Annotated in this window: 23 protein-coding genes and 1 pseudogene; 17 read left to right on the forward strand and 7 right to left on the reverse strand. The window is 63.7% G+C overall.

The features are described 5' to 3' along the window. Positions 1-38 precede the first annotated feature (38 nt). Both ELS24_RS22635 and ELS24_RS22640 read left to right on the forward strand, forming a co-directional pair. Positions 39-572 carry a DUF6152 family protein gene (locus tag ELS24_RS22635; protein ID WP_127185445.1) on the forward strand — a complete coding sequence of 178 codons (534 nt, stop codon included), beginning with the start codon at positions 39-41 and terminating at the stop codon, positions 570-572. Then, positions 572-1060, forward strand: coding sequence for a DUF6644 family protein (locus tag ELS24_RS22640; protein WP_108914246.1), 489 nt, complete (start codon positions 572-574; stop codon positions 1058-1060). The genes ELS24_RS22635 and ELS24_RS22640 overlap by 1 nt, the downstream gene beginning before the upstream one ends. Before the next feature lie 123 nt (positions 1061-1183). Here the strand turns inward: ELS24_RS22640 and ELS24_RS22645 are convergent, their stop codons facing one another. From ELS24_RS22645 to ELS24_RS22655, 4 genes and pseudogenes are all read right to left on the reverse strand, one after another. Beyond that, positions 1184-2140: a Bug family tripartite tricarboxylate transporter substrate binding protein gene (locus tag ELS24_RS22645; RefSeq protein ID WP_076409397.1), complete on the reverse strand. Its 957-nt coding sequence runs from the start codon at positions 2138-2140 to the stop codon at positions 1184-1186. Then, a complete protein-coding gene (locus tag ELS24_RS22650) occupies positions 2130-3197 on the reverse strand; it encodes a CoA transferase (RefSeq protein ID WP_342672818.1) in 1068 nt (355 codons plus the stop codon). The genes ELS24_RS22645 and ELS24_RS22650 overlap by 11 nt, the downstream gene beginning before the upstream one ends. 62 nt (positions 3198-3259) lie before the next feature. After that, positions 3260-3388 (reverse strand): annotated as a pseudogene (locus ELS24_RS31620) (CoA transferase); the annotation flags it as partial. A gap of 293 nt (positions 3389-3681) precedes the next feature. Further along, positions 3682-5340, reverse strand: coding sequence for a sigma-54 interaction domain-containing protein (locus ELS24_RS22655; RefSeq protein WP_054428366.1), 1659 nt, complete (start codon positions 5338-5340; stop codon positions 3682-3684). A gap of 171 nt (positions 5341-5511) precedes the next feature. Between ELS24_RS22655 and ELS24_RS22660 the strand changes: the two genes are divergently transcribed. Genes ELS24_RS22660 through ELS24_RS22710 form a run of 11 tightly spaced genes read left to right on the forward strand, consistent with a single transcriptional unit; the run spans position 5512 to position 16909 of the window. Next, the gene (locus ELS24_RS22660; protein ID WP_054428367.1) at positions 5512-6744 is read left to right on the forward strand and encodes a CaiB/BaiF CoA transferase family protein; all 1233 of its coding nucleotides are present in this window, start codon (positions 5512-5514) and stop codon (positions 6742-6744) included. Positions 6745-6786: 42 nt separating this feature from the next. Then, positions 6787-7566 carry an enoyl-CoA hydratase-related protein gene (locus ELS24_RS22665; RefSeq protein ID WP_054428368.1) on the forward strand — a complete coding sequence of 260 codons (780 nt, stop codon included), beginning with the start codon at positions 6787-6789 and terminating at the stop codon, positions 7564-7566. Positions 7567-7594: 28 nt separating this feature from the next. Continuing rightward, the gene (locus tag ELS24_RS22670; RefSeq protein WP_054428369.1) at positions 7595-9271 is read left to right on the forward strand and encodes a class I adenylate-forming enzyme family protein; all 1677 of its coding nucleotides are present in this window, start codon (positions 7595-7597) and stop codon (positions 9269-9271) included. Between the two features lie 7 nt (positions 9272-9278). Next, positions 9279-10049 carry an enoyl-CoA hydratase/isomerase family protein gene (locus ELS24_RS22675; protein ID WP_054428370.1) on the forward strand — a complete coding sequence of 257 codons (771 nt, stop codon included), beginning with the start codon at positions 9279-9281 and terminating at the stop codon, positions 10047-10049. A 2-nt stretch (positions 10050-10051) separates the two neighbouring features. After that, complete coding sequence (locus tag ELS24_RS22680) at positions 10052-10798, forward strand: SDR family NAD(P)-dependent oxidoreductase (RefSeq protein ID WP_054428371.1); 747 nt, start codon at positions 10052-10054, stop codon at positions 10796-10798. Between the two features lie 28 nt (positions 10799-10826). Beyond that, entirely contained in the window at positions 10827-11996 is a 1170-nt protein-coding gene (locus ELS24_RS22685) for an acyl-CoA dehydrogenase family protein (protein WP_054428372.1), read from the forward strand. Between the two features lie 3 nt (positions 11997-11999). Beyond that, complete coding sequence (locus tag ELS24_RS22690) at positions 12000-12875, forward strand: 3-hydroxyacyl-CoA dehydrogenase family protein (protein WP_054428373.1); 876 nt, start codon at positions 12000-12002, stop codon at positions 12873-12875. Next, on the forward strand, positions 12872-13552 hold the full coding sequence (locus tag ELS24_RS22695) for a 3-hydroxyacyl-CoA dehydrogenase family protein (RefSeq protein ID WP_234353513.1): 681 nt from the start codon (positions 12872-12874) through the stop codon (positions 13550-13552). The genes ELS24_RS22690 and ELS24_RS22695 overlap by 4 nt, the downstream gene beginning before the upstream one ends. Next, complete coding sequence (locus tag ELS24_RS22700; RefSeq protein WP_054428375.1) at positions 13539-14669, forward strand: CaiB/BaiF CoA transferase family protein; 1131 nt, start codon at positions 13539-13541, stop codon at positions 14667-14669. Before ELS24_RS22695 ends, ELS24_RS22700 begins: the two co-directional genes overlap by 14 nt. Beyond that, positions 14666-15676, forward strand: coding sequence for an NADPH:quinone oxidoreductase family protein (locus ELS24_RS22705; RefSeq protein ID WP_054428376.1), 1011 nt, complete (start codon positions 14666-14668; stop codon positions 15674-15676). Before ELS24_RS22700 ends, ELS24_RS22705 begins: the two co-directional genes overlap by 4 nt. A gap of 18 nt (positions 15677-15694) precedes the next feature. Further along, positions 15695-16909, forward strand: a complete 1215-nt coding sequence (locus ELS24_RS22710; protein ID WP_054428377.1) for an ABC transporter substrate-binding protein — start codon at positions 15695-15697, stop codon at positions 16907-16909. A gap of 57 nt (positions 16910-16966) precedes the next feature. Here ELS24_RS22710 and ELS24_RS22715 read toward each other — a convergent pair whose 3' ends face one another. Continuing rightward, positions 16967-17746, reverse strand: coding sequence for a glucose 1-dehydrogenase (locus tag ELS24_RS22715; RefSeq protein WP_054428378.1), 780 nt, complete (start codon positions 17744-17746; stop codon positions 16967-16969). Positions 17747-17786: 40 nt separating this feature from the next. Continuing rightward, the gene (locus tag ELS24_RS22720; RefSeq protein ID WP_054428379.1) at positions 17787-18770 is read right to left on the reverse strand and encodes a Bug family tripartite tricarboxylate transporter substrate binding protein; all 984 of its coding nucleotides are present in this window, start codon (positions 18768-18770) and stop codon (positions 17787-17789) included. 291 nt (positions 18771-19061) lie between these two features. Here ELS24_RS22720 and ELS24_RS22725 point away from each other — a divergent pair, with 291 nt between their 5' ends. Continuing rightward, positions 19062-20240: a CaiB/BaiF CoA transferase family protein gene (locus ELS24_RS22725; protein WP_054428380.1), complete on the forward strand. Its 1179-nt coding sequence runs from the start codon at positions 19062-19064 to the stop codon at positions 20238-20240. Between the two features lie 17 nt (positions 20241-20257). Here ELS24_RS22725 and ELS24_RS22730 read toward each other — a convergent pair whose 3' ends face one another. Further along, positions 20258-21931, reverse strand: coding sequence for a sigma-54 interaction domain-containing protein (locus ELS24_RS22730; RefSeq protein ID WP_054428381.1), 1674 nt, complete (start codon positions 21929-21931; stop codon positions 20258-20260). A gap of 314 nt (positions 21932-22245) precedes the next feature. On the opposite strand from ELS24_RS22730, the gene ELS24_RS22735 reads away from it, so the two are divergent. The 3 genes from ELS24_RS22735 to ELS24_RS22745 all read left to right on the forward strand — a co-directional run bounded on the left by ELS24_RS22735 (position 22246) and on the right by ELS24_RS22745 (position 25022). Further along, entirely contained in the window at positions 22246-23433 is a 1188-nt protein-coding gene (locus tag ELS24_RS22735; RefSeq protein ID WP_054428382.1) for a CaiB/BaiF CoA transferase family protein, read from the forward strand. A gap of 73 nt (positions 23434-23506) precedes the next feature. After that, the gene (locus ELS24_RS22740) at positions 23507-24082 is read left to right on the forward strand and encodes a DUF2889 domain-containing protein (protein ID WP_054428383.1); all 576 of its coding nucleotides are present in this window, start codon (positions 23507-23509) and stop codon (positions 24080-24082) included. 154 nt (positions 24083-24236) lie between these two features. Next, entirely contained in the window at positions 24237-25022 is a 786-nt protein-coding gene (locus tag ELS24_RS22745) for an enoyl-CoA hydratase/isomerase family protein (protein WP_234353514.1), read from the forward strand. The last annotated feature ends 280 nt before the right edge of the window (positions 25023-25302 follow it).

A 25302-nucleotide genomic window follows, 5' to 3' on the forward strand; every position in this document is an offset into this window, starting at 1 on the left:
GCCGCTGGGATTCATCCTCGTAAGATTGGGGTCCGATCATGGTCAATTTCACCACCAGAGCCGCGGCATTCTTTACGCTGCTTTCATCCATCGCTCTGTTGTTTATTCTTGCATCGCCAGCGTCAGCACATCACGGGTGGAGTTCGTTCGACACACGCTATGCGTATTTCGCCTCCGGCACCATCACATATGTGCGCTGGGGCAATCCGCACAGCGAAGTTCGGCTCAAAGTCGAGAGCACGAAACTTCCCACGAATTGGAAAGAGCGCGACCTTCCTCCCGGAGCGGATGAGTCGAGTGCTCGCGCAACGATGGCGTCTGCTCGCCCTTATGGAGGGGAGCAAAAGGAACTGCGCCTGGTACTCGCCGGCCCTGGCTGGATGGAGCGCTGGGGTCTGGATCGCCCCTTGAAAGTTGGCGAGAAACTTGAAGTGGTGGGTTTTCTCAATTCCAGCCAGGATCGGGAACTGCGTCCGATGATCTTTTGGCTTAGTAACGGCCAGGGCGTTTGGCAGCAGTTGACTTCGCTGCCACAGCAGCCAGAGCCCGCATCGAATCAGCACAGTCAGTGATGCGGATGCTCGTCGATATCCTCAGCTCCATTGAGCGCTCGGGCCTTGGTGAGGCAATACGAACAACGCCCTATCTGTATCCCATCCTCATGAGCCTTCACGTCGTGGGAATTAGCATCTTGGTAGGTCCTGCCCTTGTCGTGGATCTACGGTCGCTTGGGATCGCTCGCAAGGTCGTCCCGGTGACTGTAACGACCCGGTATCTGCTTCCCGTGTGCCACATTGGATTTGCGGTCGTCCTCTGTACCGGAATCGCGATGTTCGTGGCTATTGCGATGGCTGTCGGTGAAAGTCCGGCAGCACCATGGAAATTCGGACTCATCGCTATTGCTGGCATCAATATTGCCGTCTTTCACAAAGGCATTTACCGAACCGTCGAAAAATGGGACTTCGACGCAAGTCCCCCGACGCCAGCAAAACTGGCGGCAAAAGTATCTGCACTTTCATGGACTGGCGTGATCTTCGCTGGGCGCTTCCTAGCGTACTGAACATGCTTGAGGGCGGCCTATTTCCACACTACGATGGGGTCGCCCATTTCCATTCAGCTTCTGATGGAATCTGTACGCATCAACGGAGCGAACGAGAGTTCGCAGCGCGCTCGCGTGCCCCACTCAGTTTTTCCCACGCAGGCCCAATTGTGTTACGACCGGCCGCCATTTGCTAATTTCAGCGCGAATCAACTGATCGAAGTCGGAAGGCGTCCCGACGCTGACAATCATGCCTCGATCGCGTAATTTCTTAACGATCTCGGGAGCATTCATGGCAATGCGAATATCTGCGTTGATCCTCTTGACCAGAGCCCTATCCATATCTTTTGGCCCAAGAATACCGAACCATGTACTGACTTCGTAGTTAGACACCCCAGATTCGGCTATCGTAGGGACGCTGCTGAGCACGGGCACGCGCGTGCGCGACGTAACTGCGATCGCCCTGACATTTCCGGCGTCGATTTGCTCCTTGGCGCCCGGAACCGTGTTGAAGCTGAGTGGCACGTGTCCGCCCATTACATTAGTGAGCGATTCAGCGTCCCCTTTGAAGTAGATAGCCTCGATGTTCGCACCACTCATCGAATTGAACAGCTCACCTGACAGATGCACAGACGTTCCCTTGCCGGAAGTTCCGTAAGATAACAGGCTCGGATCGGCTTTCGATGCGGCAACCACTTCCATAACATTCTGGTACGGGCTATTCTTCGGCACCAGCAGCACATTCGGCACGTCGACTACTTTAGCAACCGGCGTAAAGTCCTCAACGGTGCGGTACGGCAGTTTCTCATACACCAATTCATTTATCGCGTGTCCACTCGCAACGATCAATAGCGTACGTCCATCGGGGGCTGCTGTCGAAACCTGCCGTGCACCAATGGTGCCAGCCGCTCCTGGCCTATTTTCCACCACTACCGGCTGATTCCACATAACGGTAAGTCTGCCGGCCAGATCGCGCGCCACGAGGTCTGTAGCCCCGCCGGGCGCGAACGGCACAATGATCCGTGTTGAGATATTCTGCGCCGTTACAACGAATGGAAAAATGGCAGTAGTCAATATTGCGAGAATGATCCTAAGCTTCATGCTTGCTTCCTGTTGACGTAAGATTTTCTAAGGACAAGCCCAGCAATTCCTGCAGCACTTCTTCGGTGTGCTGGCCACATGTTGGAGGCGAGCTGTAGTGCTCGAGGGGTGTCGCGGACATGCGCATCGGTGACGCTATGAAGGGCACAACGCCACCGCTAACGTGTTTGACGTGACGGACAATTGCGCGCGCGCTTGTCTGTGGATCTGCCAACGCTTCAGCGAGCGTATTGATAGGGCCCGCCACCAGACCAGCGCGCTCAAGCGCCATCAGCCAATGGGCCTTGGTATTCGTGCGTAGCGTAGCCTGTATCGCTTCCAAAAGCGGAGCACGGTTTGTGACTCGTGCGCTGTTTGTCCTAAAGCGCTCGTCATCCATCAGCTCTGCGAGATCGAGGACTTCGCAAAGACGGCGAAATTGAGCGTCGTTACCCGTGACTATGACAATGCTGGCGTCTGCACAGGCGAACGAACAGGAAGGTGATACCGAGGGGGCACCGTTACCGAACCGACCGGGCACTACGCCGGAAACGAGGTAATGACTGGCTTGGTGAGACATCGCCGCCAACTGCGCATCGAACATCGAAATGTCGATGTATTGGCCCTCGGTGCTGCGAGTATCTCTCGCATAGAGGGCAGCCTGAATCGCCAGAGCGGCGTAGGTTCCGGCCATCATGTCAGACATTACTAGCCCAACTTTCAGTGGCCCACCTCCAGGCTCCTCGTCCGGCTTGCCCGTAACACTCATGAGGCCACACATTGCCTGCATCACTGTGTCGTAGCCCATCTGATGCTTACGAGGACCGGTCTGCCCAAACCCACTTATCGAGCAGTAGATGATGCGAGGGTTTATCTTGGAAATGGTGACGTAATCTAGCCCGTACTTGGCGAGGCCACCGGCCTTGAAGTTTTCGACAAAAACATCACACTTTTCCGCTAGCTTCTGAACGGCCTTCTGTCCTTCGGGTGTGCTGATGTCCAACGCGACCGAGCGCTTATTGCGGTTGACGCTGAGATAGTAACTGGACTCGTCGGTAGGCTTTCCTTGACCGTCCACCAAGAACGGGGGCCAAGGCGCCTCTGATCGTCGCCTCTACCAGGTTGTTCAACTTTAATAACATCTGCGCCCAAGTCGCCAAGGATCTGTGTTCCCCAAGGCCCAGAGAACACCCGAGTCATATCCAACACTCGAATTCCCGCGAGCGGGCGACTATCTATTCTCTCGTTCTTCCCGGCAATAGTTGCCATATTCGCCTCTTACATTGATGAGATCAGATCTTCAAGCAAAAGGCGTGCCACCGTCTGACTATCCATTTTTACGACGAAGGCGCGCGCGACACTTTTGGAAGGATGGCGTCAACAACTTCACAACTGCCTTCTGCAGCTACATTGCAGATGTCGTCGCCTTGCGAAAGGTCTCGTCGCCACCATCCCAACCAGTGTTAATGCGGCTAGCGGCGCTCCTCCCCTATTGGCTAGAGGGTGAAACGATCAACTCCCCGTGCGGTAGGTGGTTATCCCTAGGGTGTCCAGGCGAACAATTACTTGTCCGGTTGTTCGTTGATCTCGGCCAGCCGCTTGTATAGATAGGATCGCGAAATTCCCAGCGCTTCCGCAACCTTCTTCTTATTGCCGTGAAATCGCTGTAGATACTCCACGATGAGATCTGCCTCCATGCGGTCCTTGACCTCCTTCATCGAGCCGTCGCGCGGCGCCACGTTGGCCACGCGCACGGTATCCAGGTGATAGGTGTCGCGCGCCTCGCCCGCCATCTCGAAATCCGCCACCCGGATCGCATCGTCGTCGCAGAAAATGGCGGCGCGTTCGATGGCGTGCTGCAACTGGCGCACGTTGCCTGGCCAAGGCAGAGACTGCAGGAAGCGCAGTGCAGCCGGCTCAATCTCCTTGAGGGGCAGGCCGTGCCGATCCGCGAACTGCTTTAGGAAGGCACCCGCCAGCATGGGAATATCCTCCAGGCGCTCGCGCAAGGACGGCAGGCGCAAGGTAACGGCGCTGATGCGGTAAAACAGGTCCAGACGGAAGGCGCCGCTGTCCAGCATGTGATGGAAGTCGCGGTTGCTGGCCGAGATGAGGCGGAAGTTCGAGCGGTGCAGCGACTCGCCTCCAACACGCTGGAATGTGCCGTCCTGCAAGGTCCGCAACAGCTTCACCTGCACTTCCAGAGGCATGTCGCCGATCTCGTCCAGGAACAGCGACCCGCCATCGGCCTGTTCGAACTTTCCGGGCCTGCCCTTGCGATCTGCGCCCGTGAACGCACCGCTCTCGTAGCCGAAGAGTTCGCTTTCAACCAGGGAAACAGGCAGCGCCGCCGCGTTGATGACCACCATGGGATCACTGGCACGTGGACCCAGCATATGGATGGCATGCGCCACCACGTCCTTGCCCACGCCGCTTTCGCCCAACAGCAGCACGGGCACATCCAAGGGCGCGATCTTGACGATCTGTTCCTTCAGCCGCGCCACCGGTTCGCTGTCGCCGATGATCGCATCCAGGCCGCGATTCGGTCGGTCCATACTGGATAGTTCACGCCTGTAGAAGTTCACCTCCTTGCGCAGCCGGGAAATCTCGGCGCTCATCTTCTGCAGCGCGTCCGGGCTCTTGAACATGACCTGGCCGATGGCGCCGACCACGCGGCGCTGGCGATCAAAGATGGGCGTGCGGCTCACGACCCGCGTGGTGCCGTGCATCTCCTGGGTCTGGCCGATCTCGGCCTTGCCGCTGCGCAGCACGTTGTCGAGCCGCGTGTTCTCGATGACCTCGCGCGCCGGCCGACCCACGCCTTCGCCGCGCGACAACTTGAAGAACTTTTCGTGCACCGGACTCATGTAGCGCAAGGTGCCTTGTGCATCGACCACGTTGATCGCGCCGTACGGATTGGTGATGAGATGCCGCAGGATATCGCCGGCGAAGTCGACGCTGGCCACGAAATTGAACAGCGGGTCCGCGTCGTCGTGACTGCTGACCAGGAAGCACGCCGCCTCGGGCGTGGCCACATGCAGCACGCTGAGCGGCTCGTCCAGGTGCTCGAGCGCGAAGCTGGAAGGGATGGGCCGCAAGGTGCGCGCCGCCCAGCGCTTGGACAGATCTCGCAGCAGTCCAGAGTCGGAGCCGATCCCCGAGGCAAAGCACACCTTGCCGCTGGCGTCCAGCACCACGACGCCGCGCATCTCGTTTTCCATGACGCCTGTGTCTCCGAGTGATTTCGTGTTTTTGGGAAAGTGTTTGCGCCGAAGACACCCACCGCTTCAGGACGTATCCATAGGCGTGGCCAGCCCAGCTGCACTCCCTTTTTATAAGATGGCACGAAACTTGCTTGATGTCATCCACGTGACTTCCCCCCTGGATGACAGATGACACCGCAAGAAAACCTGCCCTACGCGGATTCGCAAAAAAACGGCCTGGAACTGCTGGCGCCGTTGCGCGTCCTGGACCTGACAACCTCGATTGCCGGTCCGTACGCGACGCAACTGCTCGCCGACCTGGGCGCGACCGTGCTCAAAGTGGAAAAGCCCGGCACCGGAGACGACACGCGCGCCTGGGGCCCGCCCTTTCTGCAGGACGTCTCGCTCTGGTACCTCAGCGTCAACCGCAACAAGCACAGCCTCACGCTGGACGTGTCGCAGCCCGAAGGGCGCGAAGTCCTCGATGGCTTGCTGGTGCAAAGCGATGTGCTGGTGCTGAACATGGTGCCCCGCGTGCAGCGCAAGCTGGGCCTGGACTATGACAGCCTGAAAGCCGCCTACCCGGCGCTGATCCATGCTTCGCTCACCGGCTTCGGCCTGACGGGTCCGCGCAGCGATTTTCCCTGCTACGACCTGATCGCCGAAGGCTACGCCGGGATCATGGACCTGACCGGCGAACTGGAATCCGCGCCGCAGAAAGTCGGCACGCCGGCCGCCGACCTGCTGGCCGGCCAGGACCTGGCGCTGGCGGTACTAGCAGCCTACATCGCGCGCGGCCAGCATGGCCGCGGCACGCAGATCGACATCTCTATGCAGTCGAGCATGACGCGCTTCGTCTCGCCACGGCTGCTGCCTTATCTGGGGTCCGGCGAGCTGCCCAGGCGCTCGGGCGGCAAAGATTCGGTCATCGCCATCTACCAGGTCTTCGATACGGCCGATGACCCCTTGTCGCTGGGACTGGGCAACGACAGGATCTGGCAGCGCTTCTGGCAGGCCGTGGGAGATCCGGCCTTTGGCGCGCGTGTGGAGTTTGCCAGCAATGCGCACCGCAGGACGCATCGGGAGGCCATCGTGATGCACATCGCCGAGCTGTTGCGCACGCAGCCGCGCGCGCACTGGCTGGCGCTGTTCGCCGAGCACAACATTCCCGCCGGCCCCATCAACCGGCTGGACCAGGTGGCGCAAGACCCGGACCTGCTGGACAAGGGCCTGATCTATCGCGCCCGCGCCTCCAACGGCGCCATTCCTCAGGTGGGGCTGGGCATAGGCTTTGACGGCTCCCAGCATGTCCACCGCAAGTCTCCGCCCGCACTGGGCGAAGACACCGACGACGTCCTGCGCGGCTGGCTGGGATACGCCGGTCCGCGCATCGACGCGCTGCGCGAGCGCGGCGTGATTTGACCCATTCCATTCTCGATAACCCCACAGATCAAGGACAGCACCATGGAGTTCCAGGACATCCTCTACGAGGAGCAAGGCCCCGTCGGCATTCTGACGCTGAACCGTCCCGACGACGGAAACATGTTCACCGAAACGATGTGCCATGAGATCCGCGACTGCATCAACGCGGTCCGGCGCGAAACGCGCACCCGCGTGCTCGTCATCACCGGGGCCGGCGACCGCTTCTTTTGCCTGGGCGGACGCAAGGACGGCATGCAGGACAGCCAGCTCTACGCAGGCGTGTTGCCGACGCTGGACATGTACGAAAGCATCGACCGCCTGCAGAAGCCTGTGATCGCCTCTGTCAACGGTTACGCCGTGGGCGGCGGCAATGTGCTGCAGATGGTTTGCGACATCACCATCGCCTCGGACAAGGCCATGTTCCGTCAGGTCGGCCCCATGGTCGGCAGCTTCGACGCCGGTTACGGCACCTGGTATCTGGAAGACCTGGTCGGCAAGAAGCGGGCCAAGGACATCTGGTACAGCAACCCCAAGATCTCGCCGCAGGAAGCCGTGGAAATGGGCCTGATCAACCGGGTCGTACCGGCCGCAGAGTTGCGCCAGGCCACGATGGAGCATGCCCTGAAGATCGCCGACCGCGGCGCCTTCGCGCTGGCTTCGATCAAGGGCGCCTTCAATGCGCGCCATGGCGGCGTGGGCGGCCTTTCGCGCATGGCGCACGACCTGCTGCTGCGCGGCTACCTCGACACCTCGGAACATGACGAACTGGCGGCATCGTTCGCGGAAAAGCGCGCGCCGGACGCCGGCAAGTTCGGTCATTGAGACGCTTTGCCGCAACGAGACACCCAATATGAACACCCTACTTACGCTGCAGACCCCGCACGCTGCCCGCCAGTACTACCTGTCCGGCATCTGGCAGCAGGACACCCTGTACACGCTGGCCCGCCATCACGCGCGCGAGCGGCCCGACGCCTATGCCCTGCGCGACCCTTACCGGCGCCTGACCTGGAGCCAGCTGCTCCAGCACGTCGACAGCGTGGCCGAGAGCCTGCACCGGGCCGGACTGCGGCAGGGCGACCGGGTGGCGGCCTGGCTGCCCAGCCGCGCCGAGACCGTCATCCTGTTCCTGGCCTGCTCCCGCGGCGGCTATGTTTATTGCCCATCGCTGCACCAGAACTACACCGTGGCCGAAGTGGTCGAGCTGGCACGGCGCATGTACTGCCGCGCCCTGTTCGCCGCCGTCGGCTATGGCGCGGATGCCGACAAGAAGGACATCTTCGCGCTGGCGCACGAGATACCCAGCCTCAAGCGCTTCTACGCCCTGCCGCGGCCGGACATGCCGCTGCCCCCGGGGGCCCATCCTTTCCCCGACGCCGCCGACCTGCCGCCCGTGCGGACTCCTCCGGTGCTCAACCCGGACAAGATCACCTACCTGGCCTTCACCTCCGGCACCACCGGCGCCCCCAAGGGTGTGATGCACAGCGATAACACGCTGCTGGCCAATGGCCGGGCGCTGGTGCGCGACTGGCACCACACCCAGGATACCGTCGCTCTCAGCCTCAGCCCCATGAGCCATCACATCGGCACCGTGGCGCTGGAGCAGATGCTGGTGGCCGGCATGGAGCTGGCGTTGCACGATCCGGCCGCTGGACTGGCGCCGCTGGACTGGCTGCAAACCTGCAAGGCGACTTACGTCATGGGCGTGCCCACGCATGCCATGGATCTGCTGGCGGAAATGAAGCGCCGCGGGCTGGACAGGCTGGGCGAGGTGCAGGCCTTCTACATGGCCGGTTCGCCCATCCCCCAGGAACTGGCGGAGAAATTCCTGCACATCGGCGTCAAGCCGCAGAACGTCTACGGCATGACCGAGAACGGCTCGCACCAGTACACACTGCCCGACGCCCCCACCGGCGTCATCGTGGGCACCTGCGGACAAGCCTGCAAGGGCTATGAGATCCGCATCTGGAAACAGGAGGATCCCGACGCCGAAGCCGAGCCGGGAGAAATCGGAGAGATCGGCGGACGCGGCGGCCTCCTAATGCTGGGCTACTACAGCAACCAGGAAGCCACCGAAGCCTCGTTCAACGCCTCTGGCTGGTTCATGAGCGGAGATCTGGGCGTGCAGGACGCCGAGGGCAACGTGCGCATCGTCGGGCGCAAGAAGGACCTGATCATCCGGGGCGGTCACAACATCCACCCCGCGCGCATCGAGGACCTCACCCATCGCCACCCGCAGGTGCTGCGGGCCGCCGCCTTCGCCGTTTCGGACCCAAGGCTAGGCGAGATGGTGTGCCTGGCCATCGTCCCCCAGCCCGGCAGCTCACCGCAGGCCGACGAAATCCTCCATCACCTCAACGAGGTCGGCCTGTCGAAGTACGACATGCCCGAGTACTACATCCTGCTGGACAGCTTTCCCATGACCGCCAGCGGCAAGATCCTCAAGCGTGCGCTGATGGACTGGGTCAAGGACGAAAAGATCGCGCCCATCCCCGTGCGCTGGCAAGGCGCCGCCACGAATACCAAGTGAGACACGCATGATTCAGGAATCAACCCTGCCGGGCGGCATCGCCGTGCTGGCCCTGGACCGGCAGAAGGCGCTGAACGCGCTCAGCTTCGAACAACTGCGGAACCTGGACCTGGCCGTCGAACGCGTGTCGGCCTCGGCAGCGCGCGGACTGGTCATCACAGGCGCCGGCTCCAAGGCCTTCTGCGCCGGGGCCGACATCCCGGAGCTGGTGGGACGCACGCTGCGCGACGAGCATGAAGGCGCCCGCCTGGGCCAGGAAGTGTTCCAACGCATCAGCCAGCTGCGCATCCCCTCGGTTGCCGTGATCCACGGCTATGCCTTCGGCGGCGGCCTGGAGCTGGCGCTGGCCTGCACCTTCCGCGTCGCCACGCCCGCAGCCCGCATGGGCCTGCCCGAGGTCAAGCTGGGCCTCATTCCCGGCTACGGCGGGACGCAACGCCTGCCCCGGCTGGTGGGCGAAGGGCGCGCGCTCGAACTCATCCTGTCCGGCCGGACGGTGAAGGCCGATGAAGCCGAGCGCATCGGCCTGGTGAACCAGATCGCGGAGGAAGGCGAGCCCGCGGCCATCGGCGCGGCCTATCTCGCGCCGATGCTCCAGCACGGCCTGCACGCGCTCGACTTCGCCCGCCAGGCGGTCCAGCGCGGCATGCAGACGTCGCTGGAGCTCGGGCTGCGCATCGAACGCGACCTTTCCACCCTGGCCTATCGCAGCGCCGACGCCGCCGAAGGCATGCAGGCCTTTCTCGAAAAACGCCCCCCCTGCTTCAAGGATGCATGACCATGCCTGAATCCACCATCGTCGTCACCGGCGCCAGCCGCGGCATCGGCGCCGATATCGCTCTCTCTCTCGCACGCGCCGGCTTTCGGGTCGCCTGCCTGTCGCGCTCGGGCCAGGCGCCTGAACTGGCGGACGTGCCTGAAGCGCTGCGCGCCCGCTGGCATGCCGTGGCCTGCGACGTCGGCGACGCCGCGCAGATCCAGCGCGCATTCGCCGAAGTCTCCGAACGCGCCTCAGGCCGCATCGCCGGCCTGGTGAACAACGCCGGTCAGCACACCGACGGCGCGGCCGCCACGCTGGCGCCCGCGGCGTTTGAATCCCTGATGCGCAGCAACGCCACGTCCGTGCTCATGGCCAGCCAGGCCGCCTATCCGCTGCTGCAGGCCAACGGCGGCGGCGTCATCGTCAACATGGGCTCGTTCTACGACAAGCTGGGCGTCAAGAAGAATCTGTCCTACTGCGCATCCAAGGCGGCGGTGGGCGCCATTACGCGCTGCCTGGCTGTGGAATGGGCGGCCGACGACATCCAGGTCGTCAATCTGGCGCCGGGCTACGTCATGACCAGCCTGAACCGCGAGTACATGACCAGCGGACCGCTGGCCCAACACCTGCAGAAGCGCATTCCGCGCCGCAGTCCAGCCGAAGCCGCCGAAGTCGCCGACGCGGTGGCCATGCTGTTCTCGCTGCGCTCGCGCTTTCTGACTGGCGAGACCATTTATCTGGACGGCGGCCAGAGCCTGATAGTCTGAGCCCCGCCCAAGCAGCTAGGAGCAATCAATGAACGTACTGCAACGCCTGGACGCCTCCATGCCCTGGAGCCCCGAAGAAGCCATGCTGCTCGACTCGGTGCGGGAGCTGGCGCGCGAGCGCATCGCGCCCAGGGCCGCTGAACTGGACCGCAGCGGCGCCTTCCCCCACGACAACGTGGCCGACATCAACGCCTTGGGGTTGAACGCCATGTTCATTCCCGAAGCCTATGGCGGCTCGCCGCTGTCCTATTCCTGCTATCTGGCCTGTGTGCGCGAAATCTCCGCGGCCTGCGCCTCCACCGGCATCGTCTGGGCCACCAATTTCCATGCCATCAAACCCTTGATCGAATTCGGCAACGAGGAACAGAAGCAACGCCTCCTGCCGCGCATCGCCGAAGGCGGCCTGGCCTCGCTGGTCATCACCGAGCCCTCGGCCGGTTCCGACGCCACGGGCATGCGCACCCGCTTCGAGCCCCGGGGCGACGACATCGTCATCAACGGCCAGAAGACCTTCATCACCAACGGCGATGTGGCCGACGTCTACCTGCTGTTCGGAAAGTGGGCCGGCATCGACGATGCCAAGCGGGCGATCAGCGCGGTCATCGTCGAAAAGGGCGCGCCAGGCCTGACGGTAGTCGGCACCGAGGACAAGATGGGCACCCGCGCCTCCAGCACCGCCACGCTGGCTTTCGAGAACTGCCGCATCCCCCGCGCCAACCTGCTATGCGAGCCGGGCGACGGCCTGCGCATCCTGCTGACCTCGCTGAACCGCTCGCGGCCCAGCGTGGCCGCGCATGCGCTGGGCATCGCGCGCGCCGCCTTCGAGGACGCCGTCGCCTACATCAACGAGCGGCGCCAGTTCAAGCGTCGTGTGCTGGAGTTCCAGGGCATCCAGTTCCTGGTCGCCGACCTGGCGGCCGAGCTGGCGACCTGCGAGGCCTGGCTGTGGCGCGTCGCAGGCATGGTCGACAACCGCGCCGACGACATAGGCATGGAGGCCTCGATCCTGAAGCTCAAGGCCACCGACCTGGCGATGCGCATGAGCACCGAGGCCGTGCAGCTGCTGGGCGGCTACGGCTACTGCAAGGACTATCGCGTCGAACGCCTGATGCGCGACGCCAAGATCACCCAGATCTGGGAAGGCACCAACCAGATCCACCGCCAACTCATCGGCCGCAGCTTTCTGACCAAGGAGTAGTCCATGAACACCATCAAGACCGTAGGCGTCGTCGGATGCGGCACCATGGGAACGGGAATCGCGATCGTCGTGGCCCGCGCCGGCTTCAAACTGCGCGCCTACGACACCCGCGCCGAGCTGGCCGAACAGGGGCGCCGGCAGGCGGCCGGCTTTCTGCGCAAATCGGTGGAGCGCGGCAAGCTCGCGGCCGGCGAGGACGAAGTCATATTGGCCAACTGGCATGCCAGCGACGACATCGAATCGCTGGCCGACTGCGACATCATCATCGAGGCGGTGTTCGAGGATATCCAGGTCAAGCACGAACTGTTCCGCAAGCTGGACCGGATCTGCGCGCCCCACACGCTGTTCGCCTCCAATACCTCCACCCTGTCGATCACCGAGATCGCCGGAGGCAGCGGCCGCGACACCCAGGTCGTGGGCATGCATTTCTGCCTGCCCGCGCAGCTGATGAAGCTGGTGGAAGTCTCGCCTGGCCTGAACACCTCGCGCGAAGCGCTGGATCAGGCATGGGCGTTCTGCGAGGCGCTGGGCCAACAGCCCGTGCTCACACGCGACACGCCGGGATTCATCCTCAACTACTTTCTGGTGCCCTGGCACAACGACGTCATCAACATGGTGGACCAGGGGGTCGCGGAACCGGCCGACATAGACCTGGCGGTCAAGACCGCCCTGGGCTATCCGCTGGGACCGCTGACCTTGCTGGACATGGTCGGCATGGACACCCAGAAGCTCTTGTGCGAGGCGCTGCACGGCAGCACCAATGAGCCGCGAGCGGCCTGCCCCCCTCTGGTCAAACGCATGATTGGCGCCGGACGCCTGGGCCGCAAGAGCGGCGCGGGCTTCCATCGCTACGACAACGACAAGATCTTCGGAGCATGACTACCATGGCCTATCGCATCATTGACACCGGGAACAGCGCGTCCTTCCCCCAAGCCCACGACTTTCTTGCGCAAGCCCAAGCCAGCGGCGAGGGACGGGTCTACATCGGCGCCCAGACCGGCCAGCGCTACCGGCAGGAACAGGCAGAAAGCCAGCAGGCGCCCTTCGTTGCCATCGAACTGGATCTGGAATGCCTGGGCGTGCATACGGGCGACGATGACGACGGCCGCGCCCGCAACGTGGTCGGGTTCGCACGGTTCCGCCTGGGCGACGACGCGCCGACCCGGCTCATCGAACTGGTGCGCAAACCCTACACGAGTCCTGAGGCTCTACAGGCCGCACGAGCAGCCTTCGCCGCGGCCGGCCTGGAAGTCGCTGTCTGCAACGACTTTCCCGGCCGCATCCTGAACCGCCTGGTGCGGCCCTACTACAACGCGGCGCTGCGACGTCTGGACGAGGGCCTGGCCAGCGCCGATGACATGGACACCACCCTGCGCCTGGGCCTGGGGTATCCCGAAGGCCCCATCGCCCTGCTCGGCCGCACCGGCCTGCACCACCATTACCGGGTAAGCCAGGCCTTGTACGAAATGCTGGGCCAGGAAGCCTACGCTCCCGCGCGGCGCGCGCGCGTCGCGTGGCAGCGCCACCTCCAGGAGAGCGGCAATGCAAGCGCTTAGCGACATCACGGTGCTGGACTTCAGCACCCTGTTGCCCGGCCCCCTGTGCACACTGCTGCTGGCCGAGGCCGGCGCGCGCGTCATCAAGATCGAACGGCCGGCCGGCGGCGACGAGATGCGCGGCTACCTGCCCCGATTTGGCGAGGACAGCGTCAACTTCACCCTGCTCAACCGCGGCAAGACCTCGGTGGCGATGGATCTGAAGAATGAAGACGAGCGCGCGCGCCTGCGCCGGCTCGTCGAAGGGGCCGACGTGCTCATCGAACAGTTCCGCCCAGGCGTGATGCAACGTCTGGGCCTGGACTACGAAAGCGTGGCGCGCATCAACCCGCGCCTGGTGTATTGCTCCATCACCGGCTATGGGCAGAAAGGCGCCAGGGCCGGCATGGCCGGCCACGACCTGAACTATCAGGCGCTGACCGGCATGCTGTCGCTGACAGGGGATGCGCAAGGACGACCTCTGGTGCCGCCCACGCTCACCGCGGACTTGGCCGGCGGCGCCTACCCCGCCTTCATGAACATCCTGCTGGCCTTGCGCCAGCGCGACCGCGACGGCAAGGGACGCCACCTCGATGTGGCCATGGCGGACAACCTTTTCACCCTCATGTATTGGGGGCTGGGCAACGGCTGGAGCCAGGGGCAGTGGCCTCGGCCCGGGAGCGACAAGGTCACGGGTGGCAGCTGCCGCTACCAGGTGTACGAGACGGCGGACGGACGCCACCTCGCGGTGGCGCCGTTGGAGGACAAGTTCTGGCGCGCCTTCGTCGAGGTCATCGGCCTGCCGGAGCTGGCCGATGCGGCCGAGGACGACGCCAGCGTGCGCCAGCGCGTCGCGGCCGTCCTGATCCAGCGCAGCGCCGAGGCATGGATGCAGGCGTTCGGCGACGGCGATACCTGCGTCAGCCTGGTCGCCAGCCTGCGCGAGGCAGCGGAGGACCCGCACTTCATTGCGCGCGGCCTGTTCTCGCGCGAAGTCGCCGACGGCGCGAGCCGGACCATGCCCGCCTTGCCGGTTCCCATCGATCCCAGCCTGCGCGTGCCGGCATCCCAGGTCCAGGCTCCGGGCCTGGGAGCACACACGGCGCGCATCTTGGCCGCGCAGGAGGCGACAGAATGAAAGCCCTGTTGGTCAGAAACTTCGCGCCCGCCGGCGACCACCGTGTCGAAACCGTCGCCGACCCCGTGCCTGGCGCTGACGAGGTGTTGATCCAGGTTGCCGCGGCAGGCGTGAACTATCCGGACACGCTGGTGGTCTCGGGCAAGTACCAGATCCTGCCGGCCTTGCCGTTCGTGCCGGGCAAGGACGCCAGCGGCACCGTGCTGCGCACCGGAGCGGATGTGACCGGCTTCAAGCCCGGCGACCGCGTGGTGGCACACATGGAACACGGCGCCTACGCCAGCCAGGCCGTCGCCCGCGCCGCCCACTGCCACCTGCTGCCCGACGGTGTCAGCCACGAAGACGCCGCCGCGATGGGGCTGGTGTTCCAGACCGCCTATCTGGCGCTGCTGGAACGCGGCGGCTTCAGGGCCGGCGAAACCGTGCTGGTCAACGGCGCGGCCGGCGGCGTCGGCGGCGCCGCTGTGCAACTGGTCAAGGCCCTGGGCGGCATCGCCCTGGCCGGCGTCAACACGCCGCAACAGGCGCAGGTGGCCCGCGAGATGGGGGCCGACCACGTGATCGATCTGTCGGTGGAAAACCTGCGCGACAGCCTGCGCGATCAGGTCTGGGCGGCAACCGATGGCCGAGGCGCAGACATCGTGCTCGATCCCCTGGGCGACGAAGTCTTCGCGGCTTCGCTGCGCGCCCTGGCCTGGTGCGGCAGGCTGGTGGTGATCGGCTTCGCGGCGGGCCAGATCCCGACGCTGAAGGCGAACTATCTGCTGCTCAAGAACATCAGCGTCATCGGTCTGCAATGGAGCGACTACCGCGACCGCCAGCCCGAGAAGATCGCGCTGGCGCAGGCGCGGCTGCTGCGCATGCGCGAACAAGGATTGATCCGTCCCAGGCTGGCCGCCGGCCTGCCACTGGAAGAGGTGGCCATCGCCCTGCAGGCACTGGAGCAAGGCCGCGCCACCGGCAAGTACGTCGTCCATATGGAATCCCCCTCGCATCGCCCAATCTGAGAAGGCAGGACATATCCCATGAAACAGACAACCGTAGTCATGGCCGCGCTGCTAGGCGGTTCGCTGTACGCATTCCCTGGCCACGCACAGGGCGTCGCCCCATTTCGCCTGGGCGCAATCGTCGACATGACCGGCGTGTATTCGGCGCACGGCGGCCCCGGCATGGTCACCGCGGTCAAGATGGCGGCCGAGGACTTCGGCGGCAAGGTGCTGGACCGCCCCATCGAAGTCCTGTCCGCGGACTACCAGAACAAGGTTGACATCGCAGCCACGCGCGCGCGCCAGTGGTACGACCGCGACGGCGTCAGCGCCATCATCGAATCCACCGACTCCGCGTCGGCCCTGGCCCTGCAAACCCTGGGCAAGGAAAAGAAGCGCATCACGCTGTTCGCCGGCTCAGCCTCGTCCAACCTGACCAATGCGGCGTGCTCGCGCTATGGCGTGCACTATGTCTACGACACCTACGTCCTGGCCAACGGCACGGGCCGCGCCGTGACCCGCGCCGGCGGCGACAGCTGGTTCTTCATCACGGCGGACTATGCTTTCGGCCATTCGCTGGAACGCGACACCAGCAATGTCATCAAGGCGAACGGCGGCAAGATCCTGGGCAATGTGCGCGCGCCGCTGTCCAGCCCCGATTTCGCTTCCTATCTGCTGCAGGCCCAGGCCAGCAAGGCCAAGGTGATAGGCTTGGCCAACGCCGGCACGGACACCCAGAATGCCGTGCGCCAGGCCTCGGAGTTCGGCATCACGCAAGGCGGCCAGAAACTGGCCACCCTGCTGGTCTTCCTGCATGACATCAAGGGCCTGGGTCTGCAGGCCGCGCAGGGCTTACAGTTCACCACCGGCTTCTACTGGGACCGCAACGCGGAAACCCGCGCCTGGTCGCAGCGCTATTTCGAACGCCAGAAATCCATGCCCTCCATGGTGCAGGCCGGCGCCTACTCGGCCACCCTGCATTACCTGCAGGCCGTGCAGGCCGTCGGCACCGACGACGCCGATGCCGTGGCGGCCAAGATGAAGGAGATGCCGATCAATGATTTCTACGCCACGAACGGCCGCATCCGCGCCGATGGGCGGATGGTCTACGACATGTACCTGGCGCAGGTGAAGACCCCGGCGGAGTCCAAGGGCGAGTGGGACCTGCTGAAGATCCTGGACACCATTCCAGGAGACGAGGCGTACCGCCCCTTGTCGCAAAGCGAGTGCCCACTGGTCAAGCCAGCGGGCTGAACGGGCAGCGGGCGGCGGCCATCCGGCCATCCGGCCCGCTGCCCGCTGCCCGCCTGTTCAAGCCGCCACATACTTGAGCCAGCGGCCGCCATCCACCACCATGTTCTCGCCGGTGATGTAGGCGCCCAGGTCCGACGCCAGATAGACCGCGGCATTGGCGATATCGGACTTGTTGCCGAACCGGCCCAGGGCAGTCTTCTTGCGCTCCAGTTGTTCGCGGCCAGTCTCCTGATACAGGCGGCGCACCCCTTCTGTGTCGCCGATGGGTCCAGGCGAAATCGTATTGACGCGGATGTTGTCGCCGCCCCACTCCACCGCCAATGCGCGCGACAAGGAGATGATCCCGGCCTTGGCCGCGCCGGCGTGCGCGGCGCCCGGCCAGCCGCTCAGGCCGAGCATAGTGGCGATGCTGATGATGCAGCCGCCGTCACGGGCCGCCTTCAGATGCTTGTAGGCGGCGTGACAACCGTAGAACGTGCCGTTCAGATCGATGTCTATGACCGTCTTCCAGCCATTGGGCGAAAGCTCGGCGGTCGGGCAATGGAAGTTCCCGGCGGCGTTGTTCACCAGGATGTCCAGCGCGCCGTAGCGCTCGACCGCGGTTTCTATGGCGTCCCGGATCTGCTCGTAGACTCTGACGTCGGTTTGCACGGCCAGGATCTCCAGGCCCTGCGCCGCCAGCGACGCCACGGCGCCGTCCAGCCGTTCCTGGTTTCGGCTCGCCACCACCACCTTGGCGCCCAGGCGCGCATAGGCCGTGGCGATCTCCAGTCCTATGCCGCCCCCGCCTCCCGTTATCAACGCCACCTTTCCTTTCAGCACATCTGCAGCAAACATCGCTTTCTCCTATTTCGCTTGTGTTCCCGGCGCGAGCGGCCTAGTTGATCTTGATTCCCGATTCCTCGATGAGCTTCTTCCACTTGGGACGCTCCGACTCCATGAACGCGGCAAACTCTTCCGGAGTGGTGCTTTTCGGTATGCCGCTCATCCCCTCGACCCGCGCACGGAAGTCCGGCGACGCCACGACCCGGGCGATGGTCTGGCTCAGCTTGTTGATGATGGGCTTGGGCGTACCCGCAGGGACCACCACGCCGTACCAGGCAGTCAGGTCGTAGCCGGGCAAGCCGGATTCAGCCACCGTCGGCATCTCGGGCATGGACGGAACCCGGTCCAGGGACGTCACCGCCAATCCCCGAAGCATGCCGCCGTCGACGAAACGCTTGGTGGCGAAGATGCTGCCGAACACGATGGGCACCTGTCCGCCGACGACGTCCGGCATCGAAGCGCCATCCCCCTTGTAGGGAATATGCGTCATCTTCACGCCCGCCATGGACTTCATCAATTCGCCGGCAAAGTGGGTGCTGGTGCCGTCTCCGCCCGATGCGAAGCTGTACTTGTCGGGATTCGCCTTCAACAGCGCGATCAACTCCTTGATGGTCTTTGCCGGCACGCTGGGATGCACGGCGACCATATTGGGCAGATAGGCCACGAAGGAGACAGGATCCAGATCCTTCTTCGGATCGAAGCCCAGGTTCTTGAACATCATCTGATTGGCCACCAGCGGGCCGTTGGTGACCAGCAGCACTGCGTAGCCGTCGGGGGACATGCGCGCAAATTGGGCCGTGCCTACGTTCCCGCCCACTCCCGGCTTGTTTTCCACGATCACTTTTTGGCCCAGCTGTTCCGTCATCGCCTCGGCCAGGCTGCGCGCCAACGTGTCGGTCGGCCCGCCCGCGGCGAACGGCACGATCATCCTGATCGGCTTGCTCGGATATTCGGCGGCCAAAGCGCTGGTCGCGCTGAGCGCTGCCAGCGCTATCGCCGCCATTCGGGTGGCCATCTTATTGATTGCATGGTTCATGTCTGCTCCTGACTCCCTGGTTGAAAACCCACTCCTGCATTCGTTCTGGGAGAACGCAAACTCCATGCCAAGCTTGGCCTCGCTTCACGCCACACTTCCGTCCTGCGATGTAACCGCCAGCCCGTCGCCGGCTCCCTGCCTCCTGGGCGAACACAAATGCATACTATGAAGACACTCGTTACGCGGCAGGACAGACATCCGCAGCGCACGCAGCGGTGGTACGGGTTTTGCTTCATATCAGAACTCGTCCGGGAAAGTACGGACACGCCAGACTTGCTTAGGAGCCCCGAAATGCCCGCCTTGCCCGATCAACCGTACGCCGGATTGCGCGTCCTGGATCTCAGCCAGGGAGTCGCCGGACCCTACTGCGCCATGCTCCTGCTGGAACAAGGCGCCGAGGTCATCAAGGCGGAATCGCCAACCGGCGATTGGAGCCGCGCCATTGGCTATCAAACTGAAGGAATGAGCGCGCTTGCAATCGCCTACAACCTGGGTAAACGTTCGATCTGCGTCAATGGGCAGACTGAGGCCGGCAGAGACCTCCTACGCCAACTTGCGTTACGAGCCGACGTCGTCATAGAAAGCTTCCGCCCCGGCGTCATAGAGCGCCTGGGCCTGTCATACGCCGATCTTTCGAAAGCCCGGCCCGATCAGGTGTATGTCTCGGTGTCCGCCTTCGGTCCTGACGGCCCCTATGCCGAACGGCCAGGATCGGATTCGACGCTGCAGGCCATGAGTGGAATGATGGTGGTCAACCGGGACGCGCGGGGCACTCCCCGCAAGGTCGGCATCCTGCTGATCGACGTGGCGACGGGCATCTATGCGGCGCAGGCTACGGGCGCCGCGTTGTACCGCCGCGCCGTGCGGGGCCAGGGCTCGCGGGTGGAGGTCTCCCTGCTGGAAGCCGCGGCTGCGGTGCAAAGCGGCGCGATCATCGACGAGGCCCTCAATGCCGGACGCTCCGTGCAGGCTCTCAGCGTGCCGGCCGGCACCTTCGAAACCGAGGACGGGCACATCAACGTCACCTCGCTGCACGACCGGATGTTCGCGGGCCTGTGCCAGGCCATAGGACAGAACGACTGGCTCGCCGACCCGCGCCTGAGCACGGCGACCGGACGTTACGCCCACTGCGAGGAGATCAATTCAACGCTGATACGGATCTTCCGTGCCAAGCCGACGGCACATTGGGTCGAGCGCCTGAACCGGCATGGCGTGGTCTGCGGAAAAGTCTCCGACTACGCCAGCTTCCTGGCCGACGCGCAGGTCAAACAGCAACGGATTTTCGCGATGAGCGAGCAAGGCGGCCCATGCCGCGTGCCGATCGCCCGGCTGCCGGGCACGGCGGCGCCAGGTAGCCAGGAAAAGCGCTCGCCGCGGCGCGGCGAGCACACCCGGCAGATCCTGAGTGAACTCGGTTTGGATGCCGCCCGGCAGCAGGAGCTGTTCAACGCCGGGATTGTGCAGTCCTGACATCCCAGGGCCGGGACTCAGCTCTCCTTGCCGCCTTCCATCAGGCGCAGTTGCTTGTACAGATAGGAGCGGGAGATTCCCAGTTCCTCGGCGACCCGCTTCTTATTGCCGCCGGTGCGCTCCATGGCGTCCGCGATCAGCTCCATTTCGACGCGCTGCTTCGCTTCCCACATGTCGAAGCGGCCCGAGCCCGCGGTCGCCTGCAAGGGGCGGTACTCCTTCTCGGCCCCGATGCCTCCTGGATGCTCCAGACCGCCGAAGCTCTCCAGCGTCAGGCGGCCGCCGTCGCTGAAAATCGCCGCCCGTTCCACCGCGTGCTGCAGCTGGCGCACATTGCCCGGCCAACTCCGCGATTGCAGGTACTGGATGACATGGTCGTCGATGGACTTCTTGGCGACGCCCTGGCGCCTGGCGAAGGCGGCCAGGAAGGTATCGGCCAGCTCGGGGATATCCTCGGGCCTGTCCCGTAGCGAGGGCAGGTAGAGCGTCACGGCGCTGATGCGGTAGAACAGGTCCAGGCGGAACGTATTGTCCGCAACCATCTTCTGGAAATCCCGATGGCTGGCCGAGATCAGACGGAAATCCGAGTGCAGCAGGCGCTCGCCGCCGACGCGCTGGAACGTGCCGTCCTGCAATACGCGCAGCAATTTCACCTGCATTTCCATTGGCATGTCGCCGATCTCATCGAGGAACAGGCTGCTGGTATCGGAAAGTTCGAACTTACCCTTGCGGCCGCGCTTGTCGGCGCCCGTGAACGCGCCGCCTTCATAGCCGAACAACTCGCTTTCCACAAGGCTGATGGGCATCGCGGCCGCATTGATCAAGGTCAGCGGCTTGTCGCCACGCGGGCTGAGCATGTGCAGCGCGTGCGCCACCAGCTCCTTGCCTGTTCCGCTTTCCCCCACCAGCAACACCGGCACGTCCAGCGGCGCGACCCGCAGAATGTCTTCCTTGAGCTGGCGGATGGCCTTGCTGCTGCCCACGATCTGGTCCAATCCGTAGGAACGGTTGCGTATGCCAGAGAGTTCGCGTTTATAGAAGTCACGCTCCTGCCGCACGCGGGCGAGCTCGTTGGAAATGTCTTGGATCGCTTGCGGAATCGACTGCGGGCCCTTGAACATGACCTGGCCGATTGCCGCCACCAGCTTCTTATCGCGGTCGAAGATCGGGATTCGTGAAACGATGCGGGTGACGCCCATTGCCTCATAGGCCTCGCCGATCTGCGGCTTGCCTGTAACGACCACTTCCTGCAAGCGGGTGTTCTCGATCACATCGCTGACCGGCCGGCCGATGGCGTCGCCGCGCTTCAAGCCAATCGACCGTTCGTGGATCGGACTCATGTAAAGCAGATTGCCCGCCGCGTCGACGACGTTCATGGCCTCATAAGGATTGGTGATGAAGTACCGGAAGATGTCCGCGGCGCAATCGACGGTAGAGATAAATTCCGTCAGTTCATCCCCACCTGTGGAGAAGATAAGGAAACACACGCCCTGGTCGCAAACCAGCGCAGCGACACTGTGAGCGGGCTCGATGCCGGGCAAGGCGAACAGGCGTTTGACCGGAGTGCTGGAGCGATCGGCCCACAGGCCGGAGAGCATCCGCGCAATCACTTCCTCCGTGCCCAAACCCGAAGAAAATTTAATCTCGCCGCTCTCGTTCAGGACAAGTATCCCTTCGGTGTCTCTTACCATATCCTCTCGCTCTGCATCTGCCTTCCGTGTCTTTCGTGGCGGCATGTTGGTGGCGAAGAGTGTACTCCACGGCTGCAGCGCTGCAGGCAGCGCCGGCACTACATCTTGCGGCCGATTCCCCGTACGCTAGGCGCTCCGCCGCCCCTTCGGTGCCGTGGTCCGCAATGGCATGGAAATTGCTTAAAAGAAATTTATCAGAAATGCATTTGATGCCCTGCAGCAAACCCTGTCCCTCGATCGGGGCCACGGACGCCGAGGCCGATTTCTGTGTAACAAAAAAACCAACGAACCATCAAGAAGCGTAGAGGAGTGTCATGGCTGGTCCTTTGTCTGAAATCAAAATCGTCGACCTGACGTCCGTAGTAATGGGCCCTTATGCCACCCAGATCTTCGGCGATATGGGTGCAGACGTCATCAAGGTGGAAAGTCCCGATGGCGACATCATGCGCCACATGGGAGTCGGCCGCAGCCGCGCCATGGGGCCGATACATCTCTCCGTCAATCGCAACAAAAGAAGCCTGATGCTGGACCTGCGCAAACCCGAGGCGCGTGCAGCGCTGCTGCGCGTAGTGGCGACGGCCGATGTGTTTGTCCACGCGATGCGCCCGGCCGCCATTGAACGGCTCGGCCTGGGCTACGCACAGATCAAGGAAATCAATCCAGGCATCGTCTACTGCGGCGCCTATGGCTTTGGCGAAGGCGGCCCCTATGCCGATGATCCAGCCTACGACGATATGATCCAGGGTGTTTCCGGCCTGTGCTCGATCAATGCTCATCTGGCGGGCGAACCCCGTTTCACGCCTACCATCATCGGTGACAAAGTTGCGGGCCTGACCATCGCCTACAGCATCCTGGCCGCGCTGTTCCACAAGCTGCGCACCGGTGAAGGGCAGAGCATCGAAGTGCCGATGTTCGAATCCCTGGCCTCGTTCATGCTGATAGAACATCAGTGGGAACGGGCTTTCGACCCGCAGAACGGCAAGGCAGGCTATCCGCGGGTGCTCAGCCAGTTGCGCAAGCCGCATCGGACCAAGGACGGCTATCTCTGCGTGCTGCCCTACACTGACAAGAACTGGAAGGACTTCTTTCAACTGGTCGGCCGCGATGATCTGGCGAAGGATCCGCGCTACGACACGCCGAACCAACGCAGCCAGAACTACGAAACCCTGTACAAGACACTCGGGGACATCATGACCGAGCGGACCTCCGCTCAATGGCTGAGCCAACTCCGAACGCTGAGCATACCCGTCGCGCCGGTCAACAGCCTGGAGGACTTGTTCACGGACCCCCATCTGGCGGCGGTAGGCATGTTTGTACAACAGGAGCATCCCAGCGAGGGCGTGTTGACTCACGTCAGGCCGCCCGTCAAGTTCGGCAAGACCCCAAGCCAGGTCAAGTGCCTTGCGCCGCGGCTGGGCGAGCACAACCGCGAGGTTCTTGCCGCGGCCGGACTATCCGATAACGAAATCAGCGCACTGGCCGAAAGCGGCGCAACCCGCTAAGCAGCTCTGCCCCCCTTTGGCGGGACCGGGAGCCAGTTTCCCGGTTCCTCGAACCAGACACGGAGACCACCACATGGTGTCGCCTTCGCATTTTCTTCCCGCCCCTGCTAGCGCCCGCAAATCCTCCCACTCGCGCACCATCCAGTTGCAGGCCTACGAGCGCGAGGATGGCCTGTGGGACCTGGAGGCGCTGATCGAGGACGTCAAGCCCCAAGCCTTCACCACACAGATGCGGCATTTCGACTGCGGCGTGCCCATACATTTGATGGCGATCCGCGTGACCATCAACGAAGCCCTGGACGTGTTGGACGCCGAGGCCGGCATGCATCGCATGCCGTTTCCCTCCGTCTGTCCCGAAGCCCAGGTGCGGCTGGAGCGGCTGGTCGGCGCGAACCTGCTCACGGGCTTCCGCCAGGAAATCGCCAAGCGGATCCCGACCCATGAGCGCTGCACGCACTTGTCCGAGCTCGCGACGCTGCTGCCGACCCTGGCCGTGCAGACGATCCTGCAGGGCAAGATCTCCCACCAGGACGAGGACGATCCCGCGAAACGCCCCTTGAAGATCGGCGCATGCCACGCGTTGAGAGAGGACGGCCCGCTGGTCAAGGAGCATTACCCGCAGTGGTACACCCCACCAACCGAGGCCTGAGCGCGGCCGAGATCCCGGCGCACAGCTCCTGTCTTCTGGCTGTGCGAACTGCATGCGCCGCGGACACGGTCCGCGGTTTCGCCGCCTCCGGTCGCTGTGGCTGAACGCTGGCATTCATTTTGCTTGAAGGTTCAACCCCTCTTCAAGGAGAAGCATGATGCCCACGCATCACCAGGAAAACATCAGCGCCCAATCCACGGTCCTGCTGGAAAAGGCAGGCGGCCTGGCGGTCTTGACGTTAAACCGCCCCGAAAAGCTCAATGCCCTGTCGACGACAATGCGCGCCGAGTTCGGCGCCCACTTGCAGGACATCGCCGCCGCCCCCGACATCCATGTGGTGTTGCTGCAGGGACTGGGCCGCGCCTTCTGCGTCGGAGCCGATACCGGCGATCTGCCAACGACCCCGCTGGCCTGGCGCGACCGCATTCTGACCGCGCAGCAACACCACATGGCACTAATCAGGATGAACAAGATCGTCATCGCTTCGGTCCAGGGCGCGGCGGCCGGCGGCGGCGCTGCGCTGGCGCTTGCCGCCGACCTGCTGGTCATGGCGGATGACGCAACCCTGCGGTTCCCCTTCGTGCGCCTGGGCCTGATCCCGGACGGCGGCTGCTCCTATCTGCTGCAGTCAAAACTGGGCGTCCCCGCCGCCCTGGACCTGATGCTCACGGGCGGCGCCATGGATGCCGAGGAGGCTCGCCTGCGCGGCCTGACCCGCCGCGTGGTGCCGCGGGAAAACCTGGCCGAGGCCAGCCGCACCTTGGCGGCCGAACTGCTGGCGCTGCCCCATGGAGCGCTGATGCTGACCAAGTCAGTCAGCCGCCAGAGCTGGAGCCAGCCCATGGACAGCGCCATGGCCCATGAGGCCGATGCGTTCGCGCTGGCCACGGCCATGCCTGGACATCAACGCGCGCTGGCGGCGGCGCAGGCGCGCAAATAGCCAGGCCGGCGGGCCCTTGCGGTTCCGCCGCCGCGAACACACAAACACAGTCCCGCATCCGCGTGTATGCCGCGAGTACACCCCGGCACGCGATCCGGACGGCCGTGTGCCTGCCGCTCAGCTCCGGCTCGCGGACGGCAGCGCGTCGCGTGCATCTGGCACGAACTTTGCTTTTGAGCAAACACCCCTTTACCCATTGGAGCGTCCTACATGGCAGCACAGGAGCTGGTAGCAACACAAAGAGACGGAGACGTACTCATAATCCGCCTGGCGAACCCCG

Source organism: Achromobacter spanius, from assembly GCF_003994415.1.
Taxonomy (GTDB): Bacteria; Pseudomonadota; Gammaproteobacteria; order Burkholderiales; family Burkholderiaceae_B; genus Achromobacter; species Achromobacter spanius_C.